The sequence below is a fragment of the Saccharothrix sp. DSM 118769 genome, from assembly GCF_052936295.1.
The window spans coordinates 1,508,720-1,532,336 of record NZ_CP193627.1 but is presented as its reverse complement, the minus strand read 5'-3'; the positions used below and the strand labels follow the sequence as shown (position 1 = coordinate 1,532,336).

General features: G+C 73.0%; 26 protein-coding genes. 17 read left to right on the top strand and 9 right to left on the bottom strand.

The genetic code is table 11. The features are described 5' to 3' along the window. Nucleotides 1-609: an aa3-type cytochrome oxidase subunit III gene (ctaE, locus tag ACRAKJ_RS07390; protein ID WP_438924625.1), complete on the bottom strand. Its 609-nt coding sequence runs from the start codon at nucleotides 607-609 to the stop codon at nucleotides 1-3. A gap of 84 nt (nucleotides 610-693) precedes the next feature. Between ctaE and ACRAKJ_RS07385 the strand changes: the two genes are divergently transcribed. From ACRAKJ_RS07385 to ACRAKJ_RS07370, 4 genes are all read left to right on the top strand, one after another. Further along, nucleotides 694-1,086 carry a hypothetical protein gene (locus ACRAKJ_RS07385; RefSeq protein ID WP_438924626.1) on the top strand — a complete coding sequence of 131 codons (393 nt, stop codon included), beginning with the start codon at nucleotides 694-696 and terminating at the stop codon, nucleotides 1,084-1,086. 52 nt (nucleotides 1,087-1,138) lie between these two features. Beyond that, nucleotides 1,139-1,549 carry a hypothetical protein gene (locus ACRAKJ_RS07380; protein WP_438924627.1) on the top strand — a complete coding sequence of 137 codons (411 nt, stop codon included), beginning with the start codon at nucleotides 1,139-1,141 and terminating at the stop codon, nucleotides 1,547-1,549. A 5-nt stretch (nucleotides 1,550-1,554) separates the two neighbouring features. Then, nucleotides 1,555-2,610 carry an anthranilate phosphoribosyltransferase gene (gene trpD, locus ACRAKJ_RS07375; protein ID WP_438924628.1) on the top strand — a complete coding sequence of 352 codons (1,056 nt, stop codon included), beginning with the start codon at nucleotides 1,555-1,557 and terminating at the stop codon, nucleotides 2,608-2,610. 230 nt (nucleotides 2,611-2,840) lie between these two features. Then, nucleotides 2,841-3,524: a 1-acyl-sn-glycerol-3-phosphate acyltransferase gene (locus tag ACRAKJ_RS07370; protein ID WP_438924629.1), complete on the top strand. Its 684-nt coding sequence runs from the start codon at nucleotides 2,841-2,843 to the stop codon at nucleotides 3,522-3,524. A gap of 82 nt (nucleotides 3,525-3,606) precedes the next feature. Here the strand turns inward: ACRAKJ_RS07370 and ACRAKJ_RS07365 are convergent, their stop codons facing one another. Further along, a complete protein-coding gene (locus ACRAKJ_RS07365; protein ID WP_438920631.1) occupies nucleotides 3,607-4,023 on the bottom strand; it encodes a cytochrome c oxidase subunit 4 in 417 nt (138 codons plus the stop codon). 12 nt (nucleotides 4,024-4,035) lie between these two features. Beyond that, a complete protein-coding gene (ctaC, locus tag ACRAKJ_RS07360; RefSeq protein ID WP_438920632.1) occupies nucleotides 4,036-4,971 on the bottom strand; it encodes an aa3-type cytochrome oxidase subunit II in 936 nt (311 codons plus the stop codon). Nucleotides 4,972-5,162: 191 nt separating this feature from the next. On the opposite strand from ctaC, the gene asnB reads away from it, so the two are divergent. Beyond that, nucleotides 5,163-7,091, top strand: coding sequence for an asparagine synthase (glutamine-hydrolyzing) (gene asnB / locus ACRAKJ_RS07355; RefSeq protein ID WP_438920633.1), 1,929 nt, complete (start codon nucleotides 5,163-5,165; stop codon nucleotides 7,089-7,091). 102 nt (nucleotides 7,092-7,193) lie between these two features. Further along, on the top strand, nucleotides 7,194-7,364 hold the full coding sequence (locus ACRAKJ_RS07350; RefSeq protein ID WP_438920634.1) for a hypothetical protein: 171 nt from the start codon (nucleotides 7,194-7,196) through the stop codon (nucleotides 7,362-7,364). Between the two features lie 89 nt (nucleotides 7,365-7,453). Here ACRAKJ_RS07350 and ACRAKJ_RS07345 read toward each other — a convergent pair whose 3' ends face one another. Both ACRAKJ_RS07345 and ACRAKJ_RS07340 read right to left on the bottom strand, forming a co-directional pair. Continuing rightward, nucleotides 7,454-7,825 (bottom strand): iron-sulfur cluster assembly accessory protein, encoded by a 372-nt coding sequence (locus ACRAKJ_RS07345; RefSeq protein ID WP_438920635.1) that lies wholly within the window; start codon nucleotides 7,823-7,825, stop codon nucleotides 7,454-7,456. A gap of 85 nt (nucleotides 7,826-7,910) precedes the next feature. Beyond that, a complete protein-coding gene (locus ACRAKJ_RS07340) occupies nucleotides 7,911-8,903 on the bottom strand; it encodes a glycerate kinase (RefSeq protein ID WP_438920636.1) in 993 nt (330 codons plus the stop codon). Nucleotides 8,904-8,945: 42 nt separating this feature from the next. Between ACRAKJ_RS07340 and ACRAKJ_RS07335 the strand changes: the two genes are divergently transcribed. Together ACRAKJ_RS07335 and ACRAKJ_RS07330 are read left to right on the top strand one after the other, a co-directional pair. Beyond that, nucleotides 8,946-9,584, top strand: coding sequence for a DUF3043 domain-containing protein (locus ACRAKJ_RS07335; protein WP_438920637.1), 639 nt, complete (start codon nucleotides 8,946-8,948; stop codon nucleotides 9,582-9,584). Between the two features lie 166 nt (nucleotides 9,585-9,750). Beyond that, complete coding sequence (locus tag ACRAKJ_RS07330) at nucleotides 9,751-10,737, top strand: aldo/keto reductase family protein (protein ID WP_438920638.1); 987 nt, start codon at nucleotides 9,751-9,753, stop codon at nucleotides 10,735-10,737. Nucleotides 10,738-10,759: 22 nt separating this feature from the next. On the opposite strand, the gene ACRAKJ_RS07325 is transcribed toward ACRAKJ_RS07330, so the two are convergent. Next, nucleotides 10,760-10,960, bottom strand: coding sequence for a hypothetical protein (locus ACRAKJ_RS07325; RefSeq protein WP_438920639.1), 201 nt, complete (start codon nucleotides 10,958-10,960; stop codon nucleotides 10,760-10,762). 75 nt (nucleotides 10,961-11,035) lie between these two features. On the opposite strand from ACRAKJ_RS07325, the gene cobU reads away from it, so the two are divergent. Genes cobU through ACRAKJ_RS07310 form a run of 3 tightly spaced genes read left to right on the top strand, consistent with a single transcriptional unit; the run spans nucleotide 11,036 to nucleotide 13,331 of the window. Then, nucleotides 11,036-11,596: a bifunctional adenosylcobinamide kinase/adenosylcobinamide-phosphate guanylyltransferase gene (gene cobU, locus ACRAKJ_RS07320; RefSeq protein WP_438920640.1), complete on the top strand. Its 561-nt coding sequence runs from the start codon at nucleotides 11,036-11,038 to the stop codon at nucleotides 11,594-11,596. Further along, nucleotides 11,593-12,630 (top strand): nicotinate-nucleotide--dimethylbenzimidazole phosphoribosyltransferase, encoded by a 1,038-nt coding sequence (gene cobT, locus ACRAKJ_RS07315; protein WP_438920641.1) that lies wholly within the window; start codon nucleotides 11,593-11,595, stop codon nucleotides 12,628-12,630. The genes cobU and cobT overlap by 4 nt, the downstream gene beginning before the upstream one ends. Further along, nucleotides 12,630-13,331 carry an adenosylcobinamide-GDP ribazoletransferase gene (locus ACRAKJ_RS07310; protein WP_438920642.1) on the top strand — a complete coding sequence of 234 codons (702 nt, stop codon included), beginning with the start codon at nucleotides 12,630-12,632 and terminating at the stop codon, nucleotides 13,329-13,331. Before cobT ends, ACRAKJ_RS07310 begins: the two co-directional genes overlap by 1 nt. Here the strand turns inward: ACRAKJ_RS07310 and ACRAKJ_RS07305 are convergent. Together ACRAKJ_RS07305 and ACRAKJ_RS07300 are read right to left on the bottom strand one after the other, a co-directional pair. Further along, a complete protein-coding gene (locus ACRAKJ_RS07305) occupies nucleotides 13,324-14,424 on the bottom strand; it encodes a branched-chain amino acid aminotransferase (RefSeq protein WP_438920643.1) in 1,101 nt (366 codons plus the stop codon). The two genes, ACRAKJ_RS07310 and ACRAKJ_RS07305, sit on opposite strands and share 8 nt — an antisense overlap. Before the next feature lie 75 nt (nucleotides 14,425-14,499). Then, the gene (locus ACRAKJ_RS07300) at nucleotides 14,500-15,714 is read right to left on the bottom strand and encodes an amino acid permease (protein WP_438920644.1); all 1,215 of its coding nucleotides are present in this window, start codon (nucleotides 15,712-15,714) and stop codon (nucleotides 14,500-14,502) included. A gap of 198 nt (nucleotides 15,715-15,912) precedes the next feature. Between ACRAKJ_RS07300 and ACRAKJ_RS07295 the strand changes: the two genes are divergently transcribed. Beyond that, complete coding sequence (locus tag ACRAKJ_RS07295) at nucleotides 15,913-17,409, top strand: leucyl aminopeptidase (protein WP_438920645.1); 1,497 nt, start codon at nucleotides 15,913-15,915, stop codon at nucleotides 17,407-17,409. Between the two features lie 120 nt (nucleotides 17,410-17,529). Here the strand turns inward: ACRAKJ_RS07295 and ACRAKJ_RS07290 are convergent, their stop codons facing one another. Further along, complete coding sequence (locus tag ACRAKJ_RS07290; RefSeq protein WP_438920708.1) at nucleotides 17,530-17,850, bottom strand: oxidoreductase; 321 nt, start codon at nucleotides 17,848-17,850, stop codon at nucleotides 17,530-17,532. 175 nt (nucleotides 17,851-18,025) lie between these two features. Here ACRAKJ_RS07290 and lpdA point away from each other — a divergent pair, with 175 nt between their 5' ends. The 5 genes from lpdA to lipB all read left to right on the top strand — a co-directional run bounded on the left by lpdA (nucleotide 18,026) and on the right by lipB (nucleotide 23,607). Beyond that, nucleotides 18,026-19,396 carry a dihydrolipoyl dehydrogenase gene (gene lpdA / locus ACRAKJ_RS07285; protein WP_438920646.1) on the top strand — a complete coding sequence of 457 codons (1,371 nt, stop codon included), beginning with the start codon at nucleotides 18,026-18,028 and terminating at the stop codon, nucleotides 19,394-19,396. 55 nt (nucleotides 19,397-19,451) lie between these two features. After that, entirely contained in the window at nucleotides 19,452-21,197 is a 1,746-nt protein-coding gene (gene sucB / locus ACRAKJ_RS07280) for a 2-oxoglutarate dehydrogenase, E2 component, dihydrolipoamide succinyltransferase (protein WP_438920647.1), read from the top strand. A gap of 196 nt (nucleotides 21,198-21,393) precedes the next feature. Further along, a complete protein-coding gene (locus ACRAKJ_RS07275) occupies nucleotides 21,394-22,281 on the top strand; it encodes a TIGR01777 family oxidoreductase (protein ID WP_438920648.1) in 888 nt (295 codons plus the stop codon). Then, complete coding sequence (locus ACRAKJ_RS07270; RefSeq protein ID WP_438920649.1) at nucleotides 22,278-22,877, top strand: phosphatase PAP2 family protein; 600 nt, start codon at nucleotides 22,278-22,280, stop codon at nucleotides 22,875-22,877. Before ACRAKJ_RS07275 ends, ACRAKJ_RS07270 begins: the two co-directional genes overlap by 4 nt. Beyond that, nucleotides 22,864-23,607 (top strand): lipoyl(octanoyl) transferase LipB, encoded by a 744-nt coding sequence (lipB, locus tag ACRAKJ_RS07265; RefSeq protein WP_438920650.1) that lies wholly within the window; start codon nucleotides 22,864-22,866, stop codon nucleotides 23,605-23,607. Before ACRAKJ_RS07270 ends, lipB begins: the two co-directional genes overlap by 14 nt. Nucleotides 23,608-23,617 lie beyond the last annotated feature (10 nt).

Here is a 23,617-nt window from a genome sequence, read left to right as displayed (position 1 = left end):
TCAGGGCACGATGTAGATGACGGCGAACAGGCCGATCCAGACCACGTCGACGAAGTGCCAGTAGTACGACACGACGATCGCGGAGGTCGCCTGGGCCGGCGTGAACTTGCTCAGCTTCGTGCGGACCAGCAGGTAACCGAACGCGATCAGACCACCGATCACGTGCAGGCCGTGGAAGCCGGTCGTCAGGTAGAACACCGTGCCGTAGGCCGAGCTGGGGATGGTGGTCCCGTCCTCGACCAGGGTGAGGTACTCGTTCGCCTGGCCGGCCACGAAGATCGCGCCCATGATCAGCGTCACCAGGTACCAGCGCCGCAGGCCGAACACGTCGCCCCGCTCCGCGGCGAACACGCCCCACTGGCACGTGAACGACGAGGCGACCAGGATCACCGTGAAGAACAGGGCGTAGGGCACGTTCAGGTGCGTGGGCGCTGGGGGCCACGGTCCTTCGTTCTGGGCCTTCACCGTGAAGAACATGGCGAAGAGCCCCGCGAAGAACATGAGCTCACTGGACAGCCAGACGATCGTGCCGACGCTGACCATGTTCGGGCGGTTCAGCGAGTGCACGCGCTGGCCGATTGAGGGCGCTGCCGTTGTCACACGACGCATTATTGCTTGCAGGTTTTCGCTCCGCCCATCGGGTCCGGGGCGGTGCCGCAGGTCATCTGGGTCACACGGGCGGGACGGGGTGCCATGGGATTGCTGGACCGGTTGCGCGAGCGCTTCACGCGGCGCGGCGTACCTGCACCGGGGATCGATTCACCCGGTCTGGTGGTGGTCGCCGAGGCGTTCGACCTCGTGGAGGCGGACTCGGCGGTGCTGGCCAGGTCGGCGGGGTGGCGGGCGGAGGAGCCGGCGGTGCTGCGGCACCACCTCGTGCTGCCGCCTGACCAGGTGGAACGCGCCCGGGAGCTGCTCGCCCAGGACGGGTGGACCGTGCGCGCGGGCGAGCGCGTGCACGCGTTGCGCGTGCAGAGGCTGGACGCGCTGCACTGCGCCCAGGAGCGGGCGCGGATGGCCGGGCTCGCCCAGCGGCTGGGCGGCGACTGGATCGGGTGGGATGCGCTTCAGGTCACACGCGGGTAGGCGGATAACATCTCCGTCACCTGGCACCCGACCCGGCCGGAGGATCGCGCACATGAGCACGCAGACGACCAAGATCCTGGTGTTCAGCCACCGCCCCGAGGTGCGTGAGACGATCATCACCGCGGTGGGCCGCCGTCCCGCGCCGGACCTGGGCCGCGTGGAGTACGTCGAGGTGGGCGGCATCGCCGACGTCCTCTACGAGATGGACAACGGCGGCGTCGACCTCGCGATCCTCGACGGCGAGGCGCAGCCCACCGGCGGCATGGGGCTGTCCCGCCAGCTGAAGAACGAGATCACCGACTGCCCCCCGATCGTGGTGGCCGTCCGGCGCAAGGACGACCGGTGGCTGGCCACCTGGTCGCAGGCGGACGCGGTGCTCGTGCACCCGCTCGACCCGCTGGCCGCCGCCGAGACCGTGGCCGAGGTGCTGCGCTCGACGGCCCTGCCCGTCGTCCGGGGCTGATCACCGTGGTGGACCGCACCTGGCCGTTACTGCTCAACCAGCTGATCGACCGGGTCGACCTGGGCGAGGCCGACACGGCCTGGGCCATGGACCAGGTCATGACCGGCGCGGCGACCCCGGCGCAGATCGCGGGCTTCCTGGTCGCGCTGCGCGCCAAGGGCGAGACGCCCGAGGAGGTCGACGGCCTGGCGCGGTCCATGCTCCAGCACGCCCGGCGGTTCACCGTGGAGGGGCGCGTGGCCGACATCGTCGGCACGGGCGGCGACAACTCCGGGTCGGTCAACATCTCCACGATGGCGACGCTGGTCGCGGCGGCGGCGGGCGTGCCCGTGGTGAAGCACGGCAACCGCGCGGCGTCGTCCAAGTGCGGGACGGCCGACGTGCTGGAGGAGCTCGGCGTGGCCATCGACCTGCCGCCGCTGGGCGTGCGGGAGACGGTGGCCGAGCTGGGCATCGGGTTCTGCTTCGCGCCGGTGTTCCACCCGGGGTTCCGGCACGCGGGCGTGCCGCGGCGGGAGATCGGCATCCCCACGTCGTTCAACCTGCTCGGGCCGCTGACGAACCCGGCGCAGCCGACCGTCGGCCTGATCGGGTGCGCGCGGGCCGCCGCGGCGCCGCTGATCGCGGGCGTGTTCGCGCGGCGCGGCAGCACGGCGCTGGTCGTGCGCGGCGACGACGGGCTGGACGAGATCACCACGACCACCACGACGACCGTGTGGGTGGTCGACGGCGGCGTGGTCCGGGAGGACCGGGTCGACCCGTCGGTGCTGGGCATCGCGGCCGCGTTGCCGGAGGACCTGCGGGGCGGTGACGCGTCGTTGAACGCCGAGGTCGTGCGCGACCTGGTGGGCGGCAAGCCGGGGCCGGTGCGCGAGGCCGTGCTGCTGAACGCGGCGGGGGCCGTCGCGGCCCACGCGGGCCTGTCCGGCGACCTGCACGCGGACCTGGCGGCCGGCCTGGTCAAGGCGGCCGAGGCGGTCGACTCGGGTGCGTCCGCCGACCTCCTGCGCCGCTGGGCGGCCCGCTCCACGGAGCTGAAGGCCACCCTCACCGAGTCCTGAACGCAGAACTCAAGGCCCCCGAACGCAGGACTCGCGGGTCGCGAGCGCAGGACTCGCGGGTCGCGAGCGTTGGACTCGCCCGAGAGGCCAACGCCCAGGTCGGGCGAGTCCTGCGCTCAGGACCCGAGAGTCCTGCGTTCGCGACGGGTGAGTTCTGCGTTCGGGACGCCCGGTGGAGATGCCGACCACCTTTTCACCGCCCCGCAACAGTGGGCGGTCATGCTGTGTCCATGCTCTACACGGTGATGAAGCGGGTGGTCGCGCCCACCGCGCGGATGGTCTACCGCCCCCGGGTCGAGGGCCTGGAGAACGTGCCCGCCGAGGGACCCGTGATCCTCGCCCCGAACCACCTGTCGTTCATCGACAGCATCGTCGTCCCGATGGTCGTGCCGCGCCGGGTGTCGTTCCTCGCCAAGGCCGAGTACTTCGAGGGCACCGGCCTCAAGGGTGCGCTCTCCCGGTACTTCTTCGGCTCGCTGGGGCACGTTCCCGTGCGCCGGGGCATCGGGAGGGCCGCACGGGCCTCGCTGGACACCGCGAAGGAGATCCTGGACGGCGGCGGCGCGTTCGCCATCTACCCCGAGGGCACGCGGTCGCTGGACGGCCGGCTGCACCGGGGCCGCACGGGCGTGGCGCGGATGGCGCTGGAGTCCGGCGCGCCCGTGGTGCCGGTCGGCATCATCGGCACCGACAAGGTGCAGCCGGTGGACGCGAAACTGCCTCGCGTCAGGCCCGTGACCATCCGGTTCGGCACGCCCCTGAACTTCGACCGGTACGCCGGCATGCACGAGTCGCTGCCGGTGCTGCGGTCGGTCACCGACGAGATCGTCTACCGCATCCTGGAACTGTCCGGCCAGGAGTACGTCGACAGCTACCAGGCCGCCGGCGGCGGCGAGCAGCAGCAGGCCGCCTGAGAGCCGGGAACGACCAGGACCCCGAGAACGACGAAGGCCACCACCCCGCGGGGTGGTGGCCTTCGTCGTCGTGAAGGGGACGTCACTCGTGGCTCGGGCCCGTGTGGTACTCGAACACCAGGCCGCCGATGGCGATCAGCAGCATGACGACCGCGATCACCAGCAGCCAGACGTGCCAGAACGCCAGCGCCACGCCGGCGGTCGCCGCGCAGGCGGCCAGGGCGATCGGCCAGTAGCTGCCCGGGCTGAAGAAGCCCAGCTCACCGGCGCCGTCGCTGACCTCGGCGTCCGCGTTGTCCTCGGGGCGCACCTCGATGCGCCGGGCGACGAAGCGGAAGTAGGTGCCCACGATCAGGGCCAGGCCACCGGTGAGGGCGAGCGCCACCGTGCCGGTGGGCTCGACGGCGTTGGTGTCCGCCCAGGTCCAGTAGCCGTACACGACGGCCATCAGGAACGAGAACGCCATCACCAAGTCGAAAATGCGGGCTTCGACCTTCATCTCAGCCTCCTCCTACTTACCCGCGCCGGACGACGCCTCGCGGACGGTCCGGTCGGTCTCGAAGGGCTTGGTGGTCACCGCGTAGGGGGTGCACAGCTCGCCGCAGTCCATCTCGGTGAGCGCCTCGGCCGCGGTGTAGGGGACGCCGGTCTTCTCGTTCGTCTCCTGGCGCAGTTCCATGTACCGGTCGAAGTCCTCCGGTGTGAGCGCCCTGACCTCGAAGTTCATCACCGCGTGGTAGGTGCCGCACAGCTCGGCGCAGCGACCGACGAACGACCCGGTCCGGTCGATCTGGTCGATCTGGAACTCGTTGTCCTGGTTGTTCTTCTTCGGCTGCGGGAAGACGTCCCGCTTGAAGTGGAACTCGGGCACGAAGAACGAGTGGATGACGTCGGTCGACTCCAGCCGGAACCGGACCGACTTGCCCTGCGGCAGGACCAGCAGCGGGATCTCGCCGGACGAGCCGACGGTGCTCACCGGCAGGTCGGAGGTCCCCGTCTTGTAGTCGGGGTAGCGGAACTCCCAGTTCCACTGGAACGCGACCACGTCGACCGTGACGTCCGGGTCCTCGCTCTGGTCGTTGACGTAGTTCTGCGTCACCGCGGTGAAGTAGAACAACACCGCCACGATGACCGTCGGCACGACGAGCAGGACCAGCTCCAGCGGCAGGTTGTAGGCGACCTGGCGGGGCAGTTCCTCGCTCTTCTTGCGGTGGAACGCGACCGACCAGAGGATCAGGCCCCACACGATCACGCCGACGGCGAGAGCCGCGACGACCGACCAGGTCCACAGCTCGCGCATCGCCTCGGCCTGCGGCGTCACGGCCACCGGCCAGCCGAAGCGCAGCACCTCTTCCGTGGAGCAACCCGTGGCCCCGACGCCGACCAGGCCGACCAGCCCGACGACCTTCGCCAGCCGCGCTGCCCTGGTGCCCTCCTTCAGGCCCACTGCTCGCCGCCTCCTCGCTGAAAGCTCGCAGGCAAGGGCGGAACTTCCCCTTGCCGGATCATGCGGGAGCGTAGCCCAGCGCACGGCAGGTCACCCGCCGGGGGCGGCACCCGCGCGGTGCAGTTTCGGTCACACAGAGGCCCCCCGGCATACTGGGAGCTTCTCCACACGACTCGAAAGGTGTCTACCGCGTGTGTGGCCTGGTAGGACTGGTTTGCCCTAGTGAGCACGAGGCCGAGCGGGCGCGTTCGGCGGTGGCGGGGGCCCTGCGCTGCATGCGGCACCGCGGCCCTGACGAGAGCGGCACCTGGCAGGGCGGTGAGGTCGTCTTCGGCTTCAACCGACTGTCGATCATCGACATCGAGCACTCGCACCAGCCGCTGCACTGGGGTCCCCCCGAGGCGCAGGGCCGGTACGCGATCCTGTTCAACGGCGAGATCTACAACTACGTGGAACTGCGCGCGGAGCTGACCAAGCAGTTCGGCGCGGTGTTCGCCACCGACGGCGACACCGAGACCATCGTGGCGGCCTACCACTACTGGGGCCCGTCCGCGGTGGCGCGGTTGCGCGGCATGTTCGCGTTCCTGATCTGGGACAAGGCGCGGCGCGTCGTGTTCGGCGCGCGCGACCCGTTCGGCATCAAGCCGCTGTACTACGCGGCCGGCCCGGGCGGCGTGGCGTTCTCCAGCGAGAAGAAGTCCGTGCTGGAGCTGGCCCCGGCCGTCGGCATCCGGCCGGAGGTCGACGAGAAGGCGCTCCAGCACTACTTCATCCTCCAGTACGTGCCGGAGCCGGAGTCGCTCCAGACGCACGTTCACCGCATCGAGTCCGGCACCTCGTTCACGCTCACGCCGGGTGGCCGCCCGGTCGTGGAGCGGTACTTCCCGGCGACGTTCCGGCCGCGCGCGGTGCGCGGGCAGGCCGACGAGGACCGCCTGTACGACGAGATCACCGAGGCGCTGCGCGACTCGGTGGCCAAGCACATGCGCGCGGACGTGACGGTCGGCTCGTTCCTGTCCGGCGGCATCGACTCGACGGTCGTCGCGGCGCTGGCCAAGGAGCACAACCCGGACCTGATCACGTTCACCACCGGGTTCCACCGGCAGGGCTACTCCGAGATCGACGTGGCCGCCGAGTCGGCCGCCGCGATCGGGGTGAAGCACGTGGTCAGGGCGGTGACGGCGCAGGAGATGATGGACGCGCTGCCGCTGATCACCTGGTACCTGGACGACCCGGTGGCGGACCCGGCGCTGGTGCCGCTGTGGTTCATCGCCCGCGAGGCGCGCGAGCACGTGAAGGTCGTGCTGTCGGGCGAGGGCGCGGACGAGCTGTTCGGCGGGTACACGATCTACCGCGAGCCGCTGTCGCTGGCGCCGTTCGAGAAGGTGCCGGGCGCGCTGCGCAAGGCCATGGGCAAGGTGTCGACGAAGATCCCGCAGGGCGTGCGCGGCAAGGACCTGCTGCGCCGGGGTGCGCTCACCCTGGAGGAGCGCTACTACGGCAACGCCCGGATCTTCATGGACGACCAGCTGCGGCAGGTGCTGCGCACCTACGACCCGAACGTGTCGCACCAGGACGTGACGGCCCAGCCGTACCGCGAGTCGGCGAGCTGGGACCCGGTCACCCGGATGCAGCACGTCGACCTGTTCACCTGGCTGCGCGGCGACATCCTGGTCAAGGCCGACAAGATGACGATGGCGAACTCGCTGGAGCTGCGGGTGCCGTTCCTGGACCCCGAGGTCTTCAAGATCGCCTCGCAGGTGCCGTCGGAGCTGAAGCTGACCCGGGAGACGACCAAGCACGCGCTGCGCCGCGCGATCCGCGACATCGTGCCCGCGCACGTGCTCAACCGGCGCAAGCTGGGCTTCCCGGTGCCGATCCGGCACTGGCTGAAGGACGAGATGCACGAGTGGGCCGTGGACCACGTGCGCCAGTCGCAGACCGACCGCTACCTCGACAAGAACGCGGTGCTGCGGGTCATCGAGGAGCACCGGTCGGGCGTGGCGGACAACAGCCGCCGCATCTGGGCGCTGCTGGTGTTCATGATCTGGCACGGCATCTTCGTCGAGGGGCGCATCCGGCCGGTCGTGCCGGAGCCGCACTACCCCGTGAAGCTCTGACCCGCGGGAACGCCGGGACGTGAGCAGCGACAAGCCCTACCGGGCGGTAGTACCACCCGGTAGGGCTTTCGTCAAGCGTTTCACGCGCATACGGTCGATGGTGTGAGGAACACCGAGGCGGACACGCTGGCCCAGCTGATCGACGACTGCACCGCGCTGCCCGAGGGGCTGGTGACGCCCGCGGCGGCGTCCCCGGAGCCCCGCGCGGCGGCGCCGTGGGAGGTGGACGACGCCCACTACGCGCAGGTCGCGGAGCTGGACGCCTACGTCTGACCGACTCGTCCGGGACGGAGCCCGGGACCAGCCGGGAACGGAGAAGGCCCCCGCCGAGGCGGGGGCCTTCTCCGTCGGTGCGCGTTCGATCAGTGGAACGAGTCGCCGCAGGCGCAGGAGCCGCCCGCGTTGGGGTTGTCGATCGTGAACCCCTGCTTCTCGATGGTGTCCACGAAGTCGATCACGGCGCCCTCGACGTAGGGGGCGCTCATGCGGTCGACGGCCACCTTGAGGCCGCCGAAGTCGCGCAGGGCGTCGCCGTCGAGCGTGCGCTCGTCGAAGAACAGCTGGTAGCGCAGCCCCGCGCAGCCACCGGGCTGGACGGCGATGCGCAGGTGCATGTCGTCGCGCCCCTCCTGGTCCAGCAGCGCCTTGGCCTTCACGGCCGCCGCGTCGGTGAGCTTCACGCCGTGGGTGGGCGGAGCGTCAGGAGTGGTGGCAGCGTCCTGAGCGGTCGTCATGGCTCTCCCTCAGAGGTCCTTTGCGGGCGTCTTTCCCAACAACACGGGCAGTACCCGCTTTGTTCCTCCCCCCATGGTCGCACAGCTACCGGGGACGGGGGTGTGACCACTGCCTCGCGACGTGCTCGGCCAGGTCGGCGAGGGTGCCGGCCGGGTCGGCCAGGCTCGCCCCGACCGAACCGGCGTGGTCGGCGACGGCGTAGCTGTCGGCCACCCCCGCCGCGGCGGCCTCGCGCCTGCCCACCTCGACCCGGCCCGCGAGCACCAGGCACGGCAGCCCGCGCTCGGCCGCGCCCCGGGCCACGGCGGTGACCAGCTTGCCGCGCAGCGACTGCCAGTCGAAGCTGCCCTCGCCGGTGACGACCAGGTCGGCCCGGTCGAGCGCCGCGTCGAGGCCGGTGAGCGACCGGACCAGGCCCGCGCCGGACTCCGCGGTCGCGCCGAGGGCCATCAGCGCCGCGCCGGGCAGGTCCCGCACGGCGGCCAGCTCGTCCACGGCGGCCAGCCGCGCCTCCAGCCGCTCCACCGCCTCCGGTGACGCGCCCTTCTGCGGGCCGAACGTGCGGGCGGCCCCGTGCGGCCCGAGGAGGGGGTTCTCCACGTCCACGGCGGCGACGAGGCGGGCGGTGACCGGCAGCACCACCTCGCGCAGCCCCGCGCCGCCGTCCGTGGTGCCCGAGCCGCCGAGGCCGACGACGATCGCGTCCGCGTCGCGGGCGGCGTTGAGGAGTTCGCCGACGCCCCTGGTGGTGGCCGTCTCGGCGGCCTCCGCGCGCCGGTCGGCCGGGACGAGGTGCAGGCCGCACGCCTGCGCGGACTCGACGTACGCGGTGCCGCCGTGCTCCAGCCAGGTCGCCTCCACGGGCGTGCCGAGCGGGCCGGTGACGGTCGTCACGCGCAGGTCACCGCCCAGGGCGGCGTGCAGGACGTCCACGAACCCCGGGCCGCCGTCGGCGAGCGGGCGGAGGTCCGGGTGGTCGCCGGGGGCGGCGCGCAGCCAGCCGTCGGCGATCGCGCGGGCGGCCTCGCGGGCGGTCAGGGTGCCGCCGAAGCAGTCGGGCGCTATGACAACTCGCACCTCGCGAACAGTACTTATCGGGGCATCTCCTACTCTGGTGAGGTGAGGTTCCTGCGCCGCAACGCCGACGAAGCCGCCGAGACCGCCCCCGAGGACGTCAGCACCGACTCGGAGGTGACCGCCGGGGACCCGTCGCGCACACCCGGCAAGGGCCGGCCGACGCCGAAGCGCCGCGAGGCCGAGGGCAAGCGCCGCGGCCCCGTGCCGCCGCCGCCGCGCACGCAGCGCGAGGCGCTCAAGCGCGCCCGGGGCAACAAGGTGTCGAAGGAGGAGCGCCGCGCCGCGGCCGTCGAGCGGCGGCAGCGGATGATGGCGGGTGACGAGAAGTACCTGCTCCCCCGCGACCGCGGCCCGGTGAAGGCGTACATCCGCGACGTGGTCGACTCGCGCCGCAACCTCATGGGCCTCTTCATGCCGCTGGCGATCCTGGTGTTCGTGGCGCTGCTGGTGCCGTCACCGGCGATCCAGCAGTACGCGACGCTGCTGACCACGTTCATGCTGCTGGCGATGATCGTGGAGGGCTTCGTGCTGGGCCGCCTGGTCACCCGCCGGGTGCGCCTGAAGTTCCCGAGCGACACCACGCGCGGCCTGTCGATCGGCTGGTACTCGTTCATCCGCGCCAGCCAGCTCCGCCGCCTCCGCGTCCCGAAGCCGCGCGTGGCGCCGGGCGCGAAGGTCTGACCTCGGGGCCGGTCGAACCGTCCCCGGACCACCTGGTCCGGGAACGCGCCGAAGGCGGTGCCCGGGAAGCGCGGGGAGGGTCCGGCGGGTGCCTCGCCGTCCCGCGCAGCGGGGCGCACCGGCAGTTCATTAGCAACCCGAACGACCCGGTACTAGGCTTGGCCGCATGGAGTTCCGACGCCTCGGCCGCAGTGGCCTGAACATCAGCGAGATCTCGTACGGCAACTGGCTCACCCACGGTTCCCAGGTCGAGGAGGACCAGGCGACCGCTTGCGTCCGCGCGGCGCTCGACGCGGGCATCACCACGTTCGACACGGCCGACGTGTACGCCAACACGAAGGCCGAGGAGGTGCTCGGCCGCGCCCTCAAGGGGGAGCGCCGCGAGTCGCTGGAGATCTTCACCAAGGTCTTCTGGCCGACCGGCCCCGGCGGCCCCAACGACAAGGGCCTGGGCCGCAAGCACATCACCGAGTCGATCAACGGCTCGCTCAAGCGCCTCCAGACCGACTACGTCGACCTCTACCAGGCCCACCGGTTCGACCGGACGGTGCCGCTGGAGGAGACGATGCTCGCCTTCGCCGACCTGGTGCGGCAGGGCAAGGTGCTCTACATCGGCGTCTCCGAGTGGAACGCCGAGCAGATCGCGCGCGGCGCGGAGCTGGCGCGCGAGCTGAAGGTGCCGTTCATCTCCAACCAGCCGCAGTACTCGATGCTGTGGCGCGTCATCGAGTCGCAGGTCGTGCCGACCTCCGAGCGCGAGGGCGTCAGCCAGATCGTGTGGTCCCCGATCGCGCAGGGCGTGCTGACCGGCAAGTACCTGCCGGGTCAGCCGGTGCCCGAGGGCTCCCGCGCGACCGACGCCAACGGCTCCAAGTTCATCTCCCGCTTCCTCAAGGACGACGTCCTGGAGCGGGTGCAGAAGCTCAAGCCGCTGGCCGACGAGGTCGGGCTGTCGCTGGCCCAGCTCGCCGTCGCCTGGGTGCTCCAGAACCCGAACGTGGCGAGCGCGATCATCGGCGCGTCCCGTCCGGAGCAGGTGCACGAGAACGTGAAGGCGGCCGGCGTGACGCTGGAGGCCGAGCTGCTGGAGAAGATCGACGAGGTGCTCGGCGACGCGGTCGAGACCGACCCGCGGCTGACCGTCACCCCGTGACGCGCGCCCCGTCCCCGGCCGGCTACTCGGCCGGGGACAGGGACATCGGGCCGTAGACCTCGGACTCGCTGCGCAGCAGCGTCACCTGCGCGACGCCGGTCTCGCGCAGCTCCTCCCACGACGAGCCGAACCAGTCCTCGGCCTCGCCCTGGTCGGCGAACGCCACGACCGGGCCGTCGACCTCCCGACCCTGCTCGTCCTGGTACCGCCAGCGGTACTCCACGCCGGCCTCCTCGTGCCGTCCTGCGGGTAACGTTCCCGGTCAGGCTATGTCCTCGTGGAACGGATGGGGTGCGGTGTGACGCGTCGGACACTGGTGCTCGGCGGCGCGCGGTCGGGGAAGTCCGCGCACGCCGAGGGGTTGCTCACCGACGACGTCGTGACCTACGTCGCGACCGCCCGCCGCTACGCCGACGACGCGGACTGGGACCTGCGGATCGCCCGGCACGTCGCCCGCCGCCCGACCACCTGGACGACGGTCGAGGCGTCCGGGGCCGGCGACCTGCCCGCGGTGCTCACCGCGACCGTCGGCACGGACCCGCCGATCCTGGTGGACGACCTGGCCACGTGGCTCGCGGGGGTGATGGACGACGCGGGCGCGTGGGACGCGGGCGGGGACCCGGGCCGGGTCGAGGACGAGTGCGCCGCGCTGGTCCGGGCGGTGGCCGGCGCGCGCGCCCGGCTGGTCCTGGTGTCCGCCGAGGTCGGGCTCGGCGTCGTGCCCGGCACCCGCTCTGGCAGGCTCTTCCGCGATCACCTCGGCTCGCTCAACGCGCGGCTGGCCGAGGTCTGCGACGAGGTTCTCCTGGTCGTCGCCGGAATCCCACTGCGACTGCGCGAAGCCGGAGGTAGTCGGTGACCATCGAGTTCCCGCCCGTCGAGCCACCCAGCGAGGTGACGCGCCGCGAGGCCGTCGCCCGCCACGCCGTGCTCACGAAACCCGCGGGGTCGCTGGGCAGGCTGGAGGAGCTGGGCGCCTGGGTCGCGGCGTGCCAGGGCGAGTGCCCGCCGCGGCCGTTCACCCGGCCCCGGGTCGTGGTGTTCGCGGGTGACCACGGCGTCGCGAAGCACGGCGTGTCCGCGTACCCGAGCGAGGTCACCGGGCAGATGGTGGCGAACTTCCTCGCGGGCGGCGCGGCGGTGAACGTGCTGGCGAACGTGGCCGGCGCGACCGTGCGCGTGGTGGACGTGTCGGTCGACTCCGACACGGCCGTCGGCGACCTGAAGGTGCGCCGGGGTTCCGGGTCGATCGACCGCGAGGACGCCCTGACGCCCGAGGAGGCGGTCAAGGCGGTCGAGGTCGGCCGCAAGCTCGCGGACGACGAGGTCGACGGCGGCGCGGACCTGCTCATCGCGGGCGACATGGGCATCGGCAACACGACGCCCGCCGCCGTGCTGATCGCCGCCCTGACGGGCTCGGAGCCGGTGGCCGTGGTGGGCCGCGGCACGGGCGTGGACGACCGGGGGTGGATGCGCAAGACCGCCGCGATCCGCGACGCGCTGCGCCGCGCCCGACCGGTGATCAACGACCCGCTGGCGCTGCTCGGGGTGGCGTCGGGCGCGGACGTCGCCGCGATGGCCGGGTTCCTGGCGCAGGCGGCCGTGCGGCGCACCCCGGTGATCCTGGACGGCGTGGTCGTCGGCGCGGCGGCCGTGGTCGCCGAGGAGCTGGCGCCGGGCGCGCGCGACTGGTGGGTGGCCGGGCACCGGTCGGCGGAGCCGGCGCACGCGCTGGCGCTGAACCACCTGGGCCTGGAGCCGCTGCTGGAGTTCGACATGCGGCTCGGCGAGGGCTCGGGCGCGGTGGCGGCGCTGCCGCTGGTGGTGATGGCGACCCGCGTGCTGGCCGAGATGGCGACCTTCGACGGCGCGGGCGTCTCCGGACCCGCCTGATGCGGTTGGCGCTGTCCTGGTTGACCGTGCTGCCCGTGCGCGTCGTCGGTGACGTCGACGCGCGGGCGGCGCGGCGGGCCATCGCGTGCGCGCCGCTCGTGGGGCTGCTGCTGGGCGCGGCCGTCCTGGGCGTGCTCGCGGTCGTGCCCGGCCTGCTCGGCGGGTTCCTCGCGGTGGGCATGCTGGCCCTGGCCACCCGCGGGATGCACCTGGACGGGCTGGCCGACACCGCCGACGGCCTGGGCTGCTACGGCCCGCCGGAACGCGCCCTGGCGGTGATGAAGGACGGCGGCGCGGGTCCGTTCGCGGTGGTCGCGCTGGTCGTGGTGCTGGGCGCGGAGGCCGCCGCGCTCCCGGTCGTGCCGTGGCCCGCGGTGCTGCTCGCGCTCACGGCGGGCCGCGCGGCGTTCCTGCTGTGCTGCCTGCGCGGGGTGCCCGCGGCCCGGCCGGAGGGGCTGGGCGCGCTGGTGGCGGGCAGCCAGCCCGCGTGGGTGGTGGCGCTGTGGTGGACGGCGCTGGTCGCGGCGTCGGTCCTCGTGCACCCGCTGCGCGGCCCGGCCGCCGTGCTGCTGGCGGCCGGGCTGGTGCTGCTGCTGGTCGCGCACGTGCGCCGGCGCTTCGGCGGGATCACCGGCGACGTGCTCGGCGCGGCGTGCGAGGCGGCGACCCTCGCCGTGCTCGCGGTGTGCGCGCTCAGCTGATCGTCTTCATCCAGCCGTGCGGGTCCTCGACGCGGCCCTGCTGGATGCCGGTCAGGTGGTCGCGCAGCCGCGTGGTCACCTCGCCGGTGGCGCCGCCGGCGATGTCGAACTCGCCGCTCGCGTGCTTCACGTGGCCCACCGGGGTGATGACGGCGGCCGTGCCGCAGGCGAAGACCTCGGTCAGCTCGCCCGTCCCGGCCTTCTTCTCCCACTCCTCGGTGGAGAACTTGCGCTCCTCGACGCCGAGGCCGAAGTCCCGCGCCACGCGCAGCAGCGAGTCGCGGGTGATGCCCGGCAGCAGCGCGCCGGACAGCTCGGGCGTGACCACGCGCGCGTCGTCACCGGAGCCGAGGACGAAGAACAGGTTCATCCCGCCCATCTCCTCGACCCACCGGCGCTCCACCGCGTCCAGCCACACGACCTGGTCGCAGCCCTGCTCGGCGGCCTGCGCCTGCGCCACCAGGGACGCCGCGTAGTTGCCCGCGAACTTGGCCGCGCCGGTGCCGCCGGGCGAGGCGCGCACGTACTCGGTGGACAGCCACACCGTCACCGGCTTCAGGCCGCCCGTGAAGTACGAGCCGGCGGGCGAGGCGATGAGCACGAAGAGGTACTCCGACGAGGGCCGCACGCCCAGGCCCTTCTCCGTGGAGATCATGAAGGGCCGCAGGTACAGCGACTCCTCGGGCACGGACGGCACCCAGCGCCCGTCGACGGCCAGCAGCTCCCGGACCGCGCCGAGGAACAGCTCGTCCGGCAGCTCGGGCATCGCCATGCGGCGCGCGGAGGCGCGGAACCGCTCGGCGTTGGCCTCCGGGCGGAAGGACGCGACCGTGCCGTCGGGCTGGCGGTACGCCTTGAGCCCTTCGAAGATCGCCTGGCCGTAGTGCAGCACCATCGCCGCCGGGTCCAGCTCCAACGCGCGGTAGGGCCCGACGACCGCGTCGTGCCAGCCCTGTTCGCGGTTCCAGCGGATCGTCACCATGTGGTCGGTGAAGTGCTGACCGAAGCCCGGCCCGGCGAGTACCCCCGCGACGCGCTCCGGGGTCGCCGGCTGCGGGTGGGGGGTCCGGGTGAAAGGCAACGCTGTCGTCATGACAGCACGATAGCCGCCGCGAGGACGTCGGAAAATCGCCGTCCCGACGCTCGGACGTCCGACCATCCGGTCGGGCTACGCCACGGCGTGCCGGACCCGACCGAGCGCGAGCAGACCGGTACCGACCGCGAGCGCGACGAGCGTGACGAGGAGCGCCCCCGTGGGCGCGCTCATGGCCAGCAGGACCGACAGCCCCAGCCCCAGGCACGCGGTGCGCATGGGCCACGTGCGGTCCTCCTGGAGCAGCACGCGGGCCGAGGCGTTCGTGAAGCCGTAGTAGAAAGCCGTGCCGCACGCGCCCACGGCGAGCGCGGTCGACGGGGGCAGGGCGACGACGGCGAGGGCGGCCGTCGCGGCGCCCACCACGTCCAGCGGCCAGCCGGCGCGGACGCGGGGCAGGTCGCCGGTCTCGACGAGGCCGTCGAGCGTGCGCCGGGCGGAGGCGAGCACGGCGTGCAGCGCGGTCACCGCGGCCACCGCGGCGCCGAACCCGAGGACGGGCAGCAGCCAGCGGCCGTCGGCGGTGACCAGGGCGTCGCGCAGCGGCGCCGGGGACAGGGCCAGGCGGTCCGGGCCGAGCTGGCGCAGCAGCGCCGCGCCGACCGCGACCATGAGCACCAGCACGAGGCCGACCACGACGGGCACCGCGACGCGCAGCGCGCGGGGGGTGAAGACGGGGTCGCCGGGGTGCGGCGCGGTGATCCGCTCGAAGCCGGTGAACGCCGCGAACAGCACCGCCGCCGCGGCCATCACGCCGTCGAAGCCCGGTGCCGCGGCCATCGCCGGCGGCCCGACCGGGTCGCCCGGCGGGGCGACGGAGAAGCACACCAGGACCACCAGCAGCAGGACGCCGACCACCACGACCGCGGAGGCCGCGGACAGCCGGGCCGTCCACCGCACGCCCGCCGTGCCCAGCGCCGCCGTCACCGCGAGGAGCCCCAGGGCCGCCACGACCCGGTGATCCGGCACGACGTACGCGCCGAACGCGCCGGCCAGGGCGGCGGCCACCCCGGCCCGCCCGACCAGGTGGGCGCTGCCCGTGATCCGGGCGGGCCACGGGCCGAGCTGGTTGTGCGTGTAGCCGTAGCCGCCGGGCGCGTCCGGGTAGGCGCGGTGCTGGTCCGCGGTGGAGAACGCGCAGCACAGGGCCGCCACGGCGGCGAGGAGCAGGGCGGGGAGGAACCACGGGCCGGCGACCGCCGCAGCCGGGGCGAACCCGGTGAGCACACCGGCGCCCAGCGTCGCGCCGAGCGCGAGCGCCACGGCCCCGGCACGGGGCGTGATTGTCACCGGTACACAATCGCAGAAAAAGACCGCACGAGTGGTGACCCCCGCTCGGTTTACCCCCGAACGTGTTAATTGTTACTCGGTGCAATCACGAGTGCGGCGACCGGGTGCGTGAACGGGACCTTTAGCATTCGTCACGATCAACCCCCGTTCCCGCCGCACGACCAGGAAGTGCCGGGAGGACCGCATCGAGGAGCCGCCGTGATCGCGCCGAAGCTGGCCATCACCGACAGTGACCTGAGCACCACCGCCACCGACGCCGTGGTGATCGGGACCATCCAGGGCCCCGACGGCCCGGCCCTCGCGGGCGCCTCCGAAGCGGTCGACGCCGCGTTCGAGGGCGGCCTGCTCGGCGTGCTGGAGACCCTGGGGGCCACCGGCAAGGCCGAGGAGGTCGTGAGCGTCCCGACGTTCGGCAGGCTGGCCGCGCCGGTCGTGCTGGCGGTCGGCCTGGGCAAGCCCGCCGCCGACGGCTCCGCGTCCGAGGACCAGGTGCGCAAGGCGTCCGGCGCGGTCGCCCGCGCCCTGGCGGGCCGCAAGCGCGCCGTCACCACGCTCTCGGCGCTGCACCTCGGCCCGGCCGTGGAGGGCACGCTGCTGGGCGGCTACACCTTCACCGAGTACAAGTCCGCCAAGGGCGACGGCCCGGTGGCCCGCGTCGACCTCGTGGCACCGGCCGAGGGCACCAAGCGCGCCCACAACGCCACCGTGAAGGCGTCCACCGCCATCGCCGAGGCCGTCGCCGCCGTGCGCGACCTCGTGAACACCCCGCCGAACGACCTGTACCCGGCCTCGTTCGCCGAGCGCGCCACCGCCCTGGCCAAGGCCGAGGGCCTGGAGGTGGAGGTCCTCGACGAGAAGGCGCTGCGCAAGCAGGGCTTCGGCGGCATCCTCGGCGTCGGCGGCGGCTCCAGCCGCCCCCCGCGCCTGGTGCGCATCACCTACCGCGGCGCGAAGGCGACCAAGAAGGTGGCGCTGGTCGGCAAGGGCATCACGTTCGACACCGGCGGCATCTCCATCAAGCCGGCCGCGGGCATGGACGAGATGACCTCCGACATGGGCGGCGCGGCGGCGGTCATCGCCACCGTCGTGCTGGCGGCGAAGCTGAAGTACCCGCTGGAGGTCACCGCGTGGGCGCCGATGGCGGAGAACATGCCGTCCGGCACCGCCTACCGGCCCGGTGACGTGCTCACCATGTACGGCGGCAAGACCGTCGAGGTGCTCAACACCGACGCCGAGGGCAGGCTGATCCTGTCCGACGCGATCGTGCGGGCCTGCGAGGACGCCCCGGACTACCTGATCGAGACGTCCACGCTGACCGGCGCGCAGGTCGTGTCGCTGGGCAAGCGCACGTCGGGCGTCATGGGCACCGAGGCGTTCCGCGACCGGATCGCCGAGCTGGGCCGCGCGGTGGGCGAGCAGGCGTGGGCCATGCCGCTCCCCGACGAGCTGCGCGGCGACCTGGACTCGCGGGTGGCGGACATCGCCAACGTGTCCGGGCACCGGTTCGGCGGCATGCTCACCGCGGGCGTGTTCCTGCGGGAGTTCGTCGCCGAGGGCGTCACCTGGGCGCACCTCGACGTGGCCGGTCCGTCGTTCCACAGCGGCGGCCCGTACGGCTACACCACCAAGGGCGGCACGGGCGTGCCGGTGCGCACCCTGGCCGCGGTGCTGGCGGACATCGCCGCCAACGGCTGAGCGCGGGGCCCCGGTCCACCCGGACCGGGGCCTCCGCCCGTCCACCGACCGGGTCGCTCCCGGCTCGGCCGTCCTGACCTGGGCGTCCCGGCCCGGTCGCCCCGGCCCGGTCGCCCCGGCCTAGTTGCCCTGGCCCTTGCGGCGCGAGTACTCGCGCATCCGCTTCGGGTAGCCGACGATCCCCGCGTCGTAGATCGGGATGCCGAGCTTCTTCGCCAGCTTCTTCGCGCCGTCCGTGCCGTCGATGCGCCGGCGCGTCCACTCGCCGTCGTGCGCGACGAGCACGACCGTGGTCTCCGTCACGGTGGTCTTGGGCTCGACGTACGCCTCGACCCCGCGCCGGGCCGCCGCCCACTTCTCCAGGTGGCCGGTGTCCGCGGACGTGGACTCGCGCAGCACGCCCGGGCGCTGCTTCCTGCGAAAACGGTCGAACAGGCCCACCAGGGCACCTCCTGTCACGACTCCTGCCGCCCATCGTGCCGGCGCGGGGGTGAAGGCAAGGCCAAATCCTCCGAACAGGACACCGCGTCGCCGCCGTTCGCGAGGTAGTGACAAGATGGCAGCCACACGCGCGCACCCGCGCGGAGTAAGGCATCAAGCTCTTCAGGGAGATCCCGTGACCGACACGTCCGCCGACCTCGTGATCCTCGGTGGCGGCTCGGGCGGCTACGCCTGCGCGTTCCGCGCCGCGGAGCTCGGCCTGTCCGTCGTCCTGGTCGAGAAGGACAAGCTCGGTGGCACCTGCCTGCACCGCGGCTGCATCCCGACCAAGGCGCTGCTGCACGCGGCGGAGGTCGCGGACAACGCGCGCGAGGGCGACCAGTTCGGCGTGAAGTCCTCGCTGGAGGGCATCGACATCGCGGGTGTGAACTCCTACAAGGACGGCGTGGTCAGCCGGCTCTACAAGGGCCTCCAGGGTCTGGCCAAGGCCAACAAGGTCACCCTGGTCGAGGGCGCGGGCACGTTCGTCGGCAACAAGACCGTCGAGGTGAACGGCGACCGGTACACCGGCAAGAACGTCGTGCTGGCCACCGGCTCGTACGCCCGCAGCCTGCCCGGCCTGGAGATCGGCGGCCGGATCATCACCAGCGACCAGGCGCTGAACCTGGACTTCGTCCCGGAGAAGGTCGTGGTGCTCGGCGGCGGCGTCATCGGCGTCGAGTTCGCCAGCGTGTGGGCCTCCTTCGGCGCGGACGTGACCATCGTGGAGGCACTGCCCCGCCTGGTCCCCGCCGAGGACGAGTACGCGTCCAAGCAGCTGGAGCGCGCGTTCCGCCGCCGCGGCATCAAGTTCAAGACCGGCGTGAAGTTCACCGGCGCCACCCAGACCGAGGCGGGCGTCTCGGTGACCCTGGAGTCCGGCGACGTGCTCGACGCCGACCTGCTGCTGGTGGCCGTCGGCCGCGGCCCCAACTCGGCGGGCCACGGCTACGAGGAGGCGGGCGTCGCGGTCGAGCGCGGTTTCGTCACCACGAACGAGCGCCTGGAGACCTCGCTGCCCGGCGTGTACGCCGTCGGCGACATCGTGCGCGGCCTCCAGCTCGCGCACCGCGGTTTCCAGCAGGGCATCTTCGTGGCCGAGGAGATCGCGGGCCTGAGCCCGAAGGTCATCGACGAGGCGGGCATCCCGCGCGTCACCTACTGCAAGCCGGAGGTCGCCTCGGTGGGCCTCTCCGAGGCCGCGGCCAAGGAGAAGTACGGCTCCGTCGAGACGTTCGTCTACGACCTCGCGGGCAACGGCAAGAGCCAGATCCTGAAGACCGCCGGTGGCGTCAAGCTCGTGAAGGCGCCCGATGGCCCGGTGGTCGGTGTCACCATGGTCGGCGAGCGGGTCGGCGAGCTGATCGGTGAGGCCCAGCTGATCTACAGCTGGGAGGCGTACCCCGAGGACGTGGCCCCCCTGATCCACGCCCACCCGACCCAGACAGAAGCCCTCGGCGAAGCCTTCCTCGCCTTGGCCGGCAAGCCGCTGCACGTGCACGGCTGACCGTCGCACCCCAGTCAGCCGAACTTCGACCCACGCACGAGGAGTCAGCGAAAAGATGGCCTTCTCCGTCCAAATGCCCGCACTCGGCGAAAGCGTCACCGAGGGCACGGTCACCCGCTGGTTGAAGCAGGAGGGTGACCGCGTCGAGGTCGACGAGCCGTTGCTGGAGGTCTCGACCGACAAGGTCGACACCGAGATCCCCTCGCCCGCCGCCGGCGTGCTCCAGAAGATCGTCGCCCAGGAGGACGAGACCGTCGAGGTCGGCGCCGAGCTGGCCGTGATCGGCGACGGTTCCGACCAGGGGTCCTCCGACTCGTCCTCCGGCGGCGGCGCAGCGCCCGCCGAGGAGGCGCAGCCCGAGGCCGAGCAGCCCGAGCCCGAGGCCGAGCAGTCCGAGGCCCCGGCCGGCGAGCCCGCCCCGGCGCAGTCCGGTGGCTCCGACTCCGGTTCCGGTCCGGCCGAGGGCACGCCGGTGACCATGCCCGCCCTGGGCGAGAGCGTCACCGAGGGCACCGTGACCCGGTGGCTGAAGTCGGTCGGCGACTCGGTCGAGGTCGACGAGCCGCTGCTGGAGGTCTCGACCGACAAGGTCGACACCGAGATCCCGTCGCCGGTGGCCGGCACCCTGCTGGAGATCACCGCGGGCGAGGACGAGACCGTCGAGGTCGGCGGCCGGCTGGCCGTGGTCGGCTCCGGCTCCCCCGCGCCGAAGGCGGAGGCCCCGAAGCAGGAGGCGCCGAAGCAGGAGGCGCCGAAGGCCGAGCCCAAGGCCGAGGAGCCCGAGCCGGAGGCCCCGAAGCAGGAGGCCCCTAAGGCCGAGGCCCCGAAGCAGGAGGCCGAGTCGGGCGAGGCCAACGGCGCGCCGTACGTCACCCCGCTGGTGCGCAAGCTGGCGTCGGAGAACGACATCGACCTGAACAGCCTCAAGGGCACCGGCGTCGGCGGTCGCATCCGCAAGCAGGACGTGCTGGCCGCCGTCGAGGCGAAGAAGGCCCCGGCCCCCGCGCCGGCCGCCCCCGCCGCCGCCCCGTCTGCCCCGGCGCAGCGCACCGCCGCCCCGGCCGCCGACAACAGCGGCAAGCGCGGCACCGTGCAGAAGCTGCCCCGGCTGCGCCAGATCGTGGCCCAGCGGACGCGCGAGTCGCTCCAGGTGTCGGCCCAGCTCACCCAGGTGTTCGAGGTGGACGTCACCAAGATCGCCCGGCTGCGCAACCGCGCCAAGGCCGCGTTCGAGCAGCGCGAGGGCACGAAGCTGACGTTCCTGCCCTTCTTCGCCAAGGCCGCCGTGGAGGCGCTGAAGCAGCACCCGGTGCTGAACGCCTCCATCGACGAGGAGAAGAAGGAGGTCGTCTACCACGGCGCCGAGCACCTGGGCATCGCGATCGACACCGAGCGCGGCCTGCTCAACGCGGTGATCGCGAACGCGGGCGACCTCAACCTGGCGGGCCTGTCGCACAAGATCGGCGACCTGGCCTCGCGGGCGCGCGCGAACAAGTTGACGCCGGACGAGCTGACCGGCGGCACGTTCTCGCTGACCAACCTGGGCAGCAACGGCGCGCTGTTCGACACCCCGATCATCCAGCAGCCGCAGGTCGGCATCCTGGGTGTCGGCGTGGTCAAGAAGCGCCCGGTCGTGATCACGGACGAGAACGGCGACGACACCATCGCCATCCGTTCGATGGCCTACCTGGCCCTGACCTACGACCACCGCCTGGTGGACGGCGCCGACGCGGGCCGCTTCCTCACCACCGTGAAGAACCGCCTGGAAGAGGGCGCGTTCGAGGCCGACCTGGGCCTCTGACGGCAGCAGCACCGAGGGCCGCTCCCGCTCCGCGCGGGGGCGGCCCTCGCCGTTCGCGCGACCGGGCGCGGCGGGCCGGGGCGGGCGGCCCGCGGCCCCGCCCGTCACCCAGTCGGGCGATAACCACCGGTTCGGGTGATATGGGCGACTCCCGAGCCGCTGTGCAACGCGCCGCCGGCTGCGGGACGATCACGTCATGCGGGTGGTCGTTGCGGGTTCCTCGGGTCTGATCGGCACCAGTCTGGTGGCCGCCCTGCGCGGCGCCGGGCACGAGGTCGTGCGGCTGGTCCGGCGGCCCCCGGCGGCCCCCGACGAACGCGGCTGGGACCCGCCCGCCGGGCGGATCGACCCCGGCGCCCTCGACGGCGCGGACGCGGTGGTCAACCTGTGCGGCGTCGGCGTGGCCGACAAGCGGTGGACCGACGCGCGCAAGCAGGTGCTGCTCGACAGCCGCACGGTGCCGACCGAGGTGCTCGCCGCCGCCGTCGCGGAGCACGGCGTGCCCGTCCTGGTGAACTCCAGCGCCGTCGGCTACTACGGCGACACCGGCGACGAGGTGGTCACCGAGGACACGCCCTCGGGCGCGGGCTTCCTGGCCGACCTGTGCCGCCAGTGGGAGGCCGCGACCGGGGCCGCCGAGGCGGGCGCCCGCGTGGTGCGGCTGCGCACCGGCCTGGTGATCAGCCCCTCCGGCGGCCTGTTCGGCGTGGTCAAGCCCCTGTTCTCGTTCTTCCTCGGCGGGCGCCTCGGCAGCGGGCGGCAGTACATGCCGTGGATCTCCCTGGACGACGCCGTGTCGGCCGTCCGGTTCGCCCTGGAGCACGACGACGTGCGCGGCCCGGTGAACCTGACCTCGCCGACGCCGGTCACCAACACCGAGTTCACCCGCACGGTCGGGCACGCGCTGCACCGCCCGACGCCGTGGGTCGTGCCGGGCTTCGTGCTCAAGGCGGTGCTGGGCGACCTCGCCGAGGAGGGCGTGCTGGCCGGTCAGCGGGCCGTGCCCCGCGTGCTGGAGCGGCACGGCTTCCCGTTCCTGCACCCGGCGCTCGGGGCGGCCGTGGCGGCGGCCGCGACGCGGTGATCGCGGTCCCGGTCGGCGCGGCCCTCGCGCTGGCCTCACTGGTCCTGGGCTTCTCCGTGCACCGGGAGGTGCCGGCGGTGGACCGCGGCCTGCACCTGGCCGCGGCGGACCTGGGGCCGGGGTTCACGCACTCGGCGGCGGTGATCAGCTTCGTGCTGAGCCCCGGCCTGGCGACGATCGCCCTGCTGTCCCTGCTCGCGCGGGCCGCGCTCGCGCGGGACCCGTTCGTCCTCAGGGCCGCCGCGCTCCTCGGCGCGTGCTGGTCGACGGTCCTCGCCCGCCACGCCTACCAGCGGGTGCGGCCGATCGACTTCCCGAAGTGGAGCTACCCGAGCGGGCACGTCACGGCCGTCACGGCGGTCGCGTTCACCGCCGTCGTGCTGACCGCCCACCTGGCCCGCCGGCACCTGGGCACGGCCATCGCGCTGGCCGCCGCCGCCGTCGCCGCCACGGCGGTGAGCCGGGTCGTGCTGGAGATGCACTGGTTCACCGACACGGCGGGCGCGATCCTCGCCGTGACCGGGGTCGGCCTGCTCGTCGCCCACGCCCTGCGCCTGCTGCCGCTGGGCGTAGGGTCGAGACGTGAGCAGTCCTGACCCCTCCTGCCGCGCCTCGACCGACCCGGTCGACGTGCGCGAGCTGGGCACCATCGACTACCTGGCCGCCTGGGACCTGCAGCGCGAGCTGGCCGAGCGCCGCGCCGCGGGCGACGTCGGCGACACGCTGCTGCTGCTGGAGCACCCGCCGGTCTACACCTGCGGTCGGCGCACCGAGCCCGAGGAGCGCCCGAAGGGCGGCGACACCCCGGTCATCGACGTCGACCGGGGCGGCAAGATCACCTGGCACGGGCCGGGCCAGCTCGTGGGCTACCCGATCGTGGGGCTCGCCGAGCCGCTGGACGTCGTGCAGTACGTGCGCCGCCTGGAGCAGGCCCTGATCCACGTGTGCGACCAGCTCGGCGTGCCCACGGGCCGCGTCGAGGGGCGCAGCGGCGTGTGGATCGCGGCCGACGACCGGGGCGGCGAGCGCAAGGTCGCCGCGATCGGCATCCGCGTGCAGCGGGGCGTGACCATGCACGGCTTCGAGATCAACTGCGACGCGGACCTGGGCGCGTTCGGCGACATCATCCCGTGCGGCATCCGGGACGCGGGCGTCGCGTCGCTGTCGCACGAGCTGGGCCGGGACGTGTCGGTGGCCGAGGTGCTGCCGCTCGCCCGGCGGGCGGTGATCGACGCGCTGAACGGCGACCTGCCGTTGACCGACCGCACGCTGGCGCGTCAAGAACCCGCGGCCGCGGGCGTGACGTTCGCGGTGCGGACGGGCTGACAAGACGATC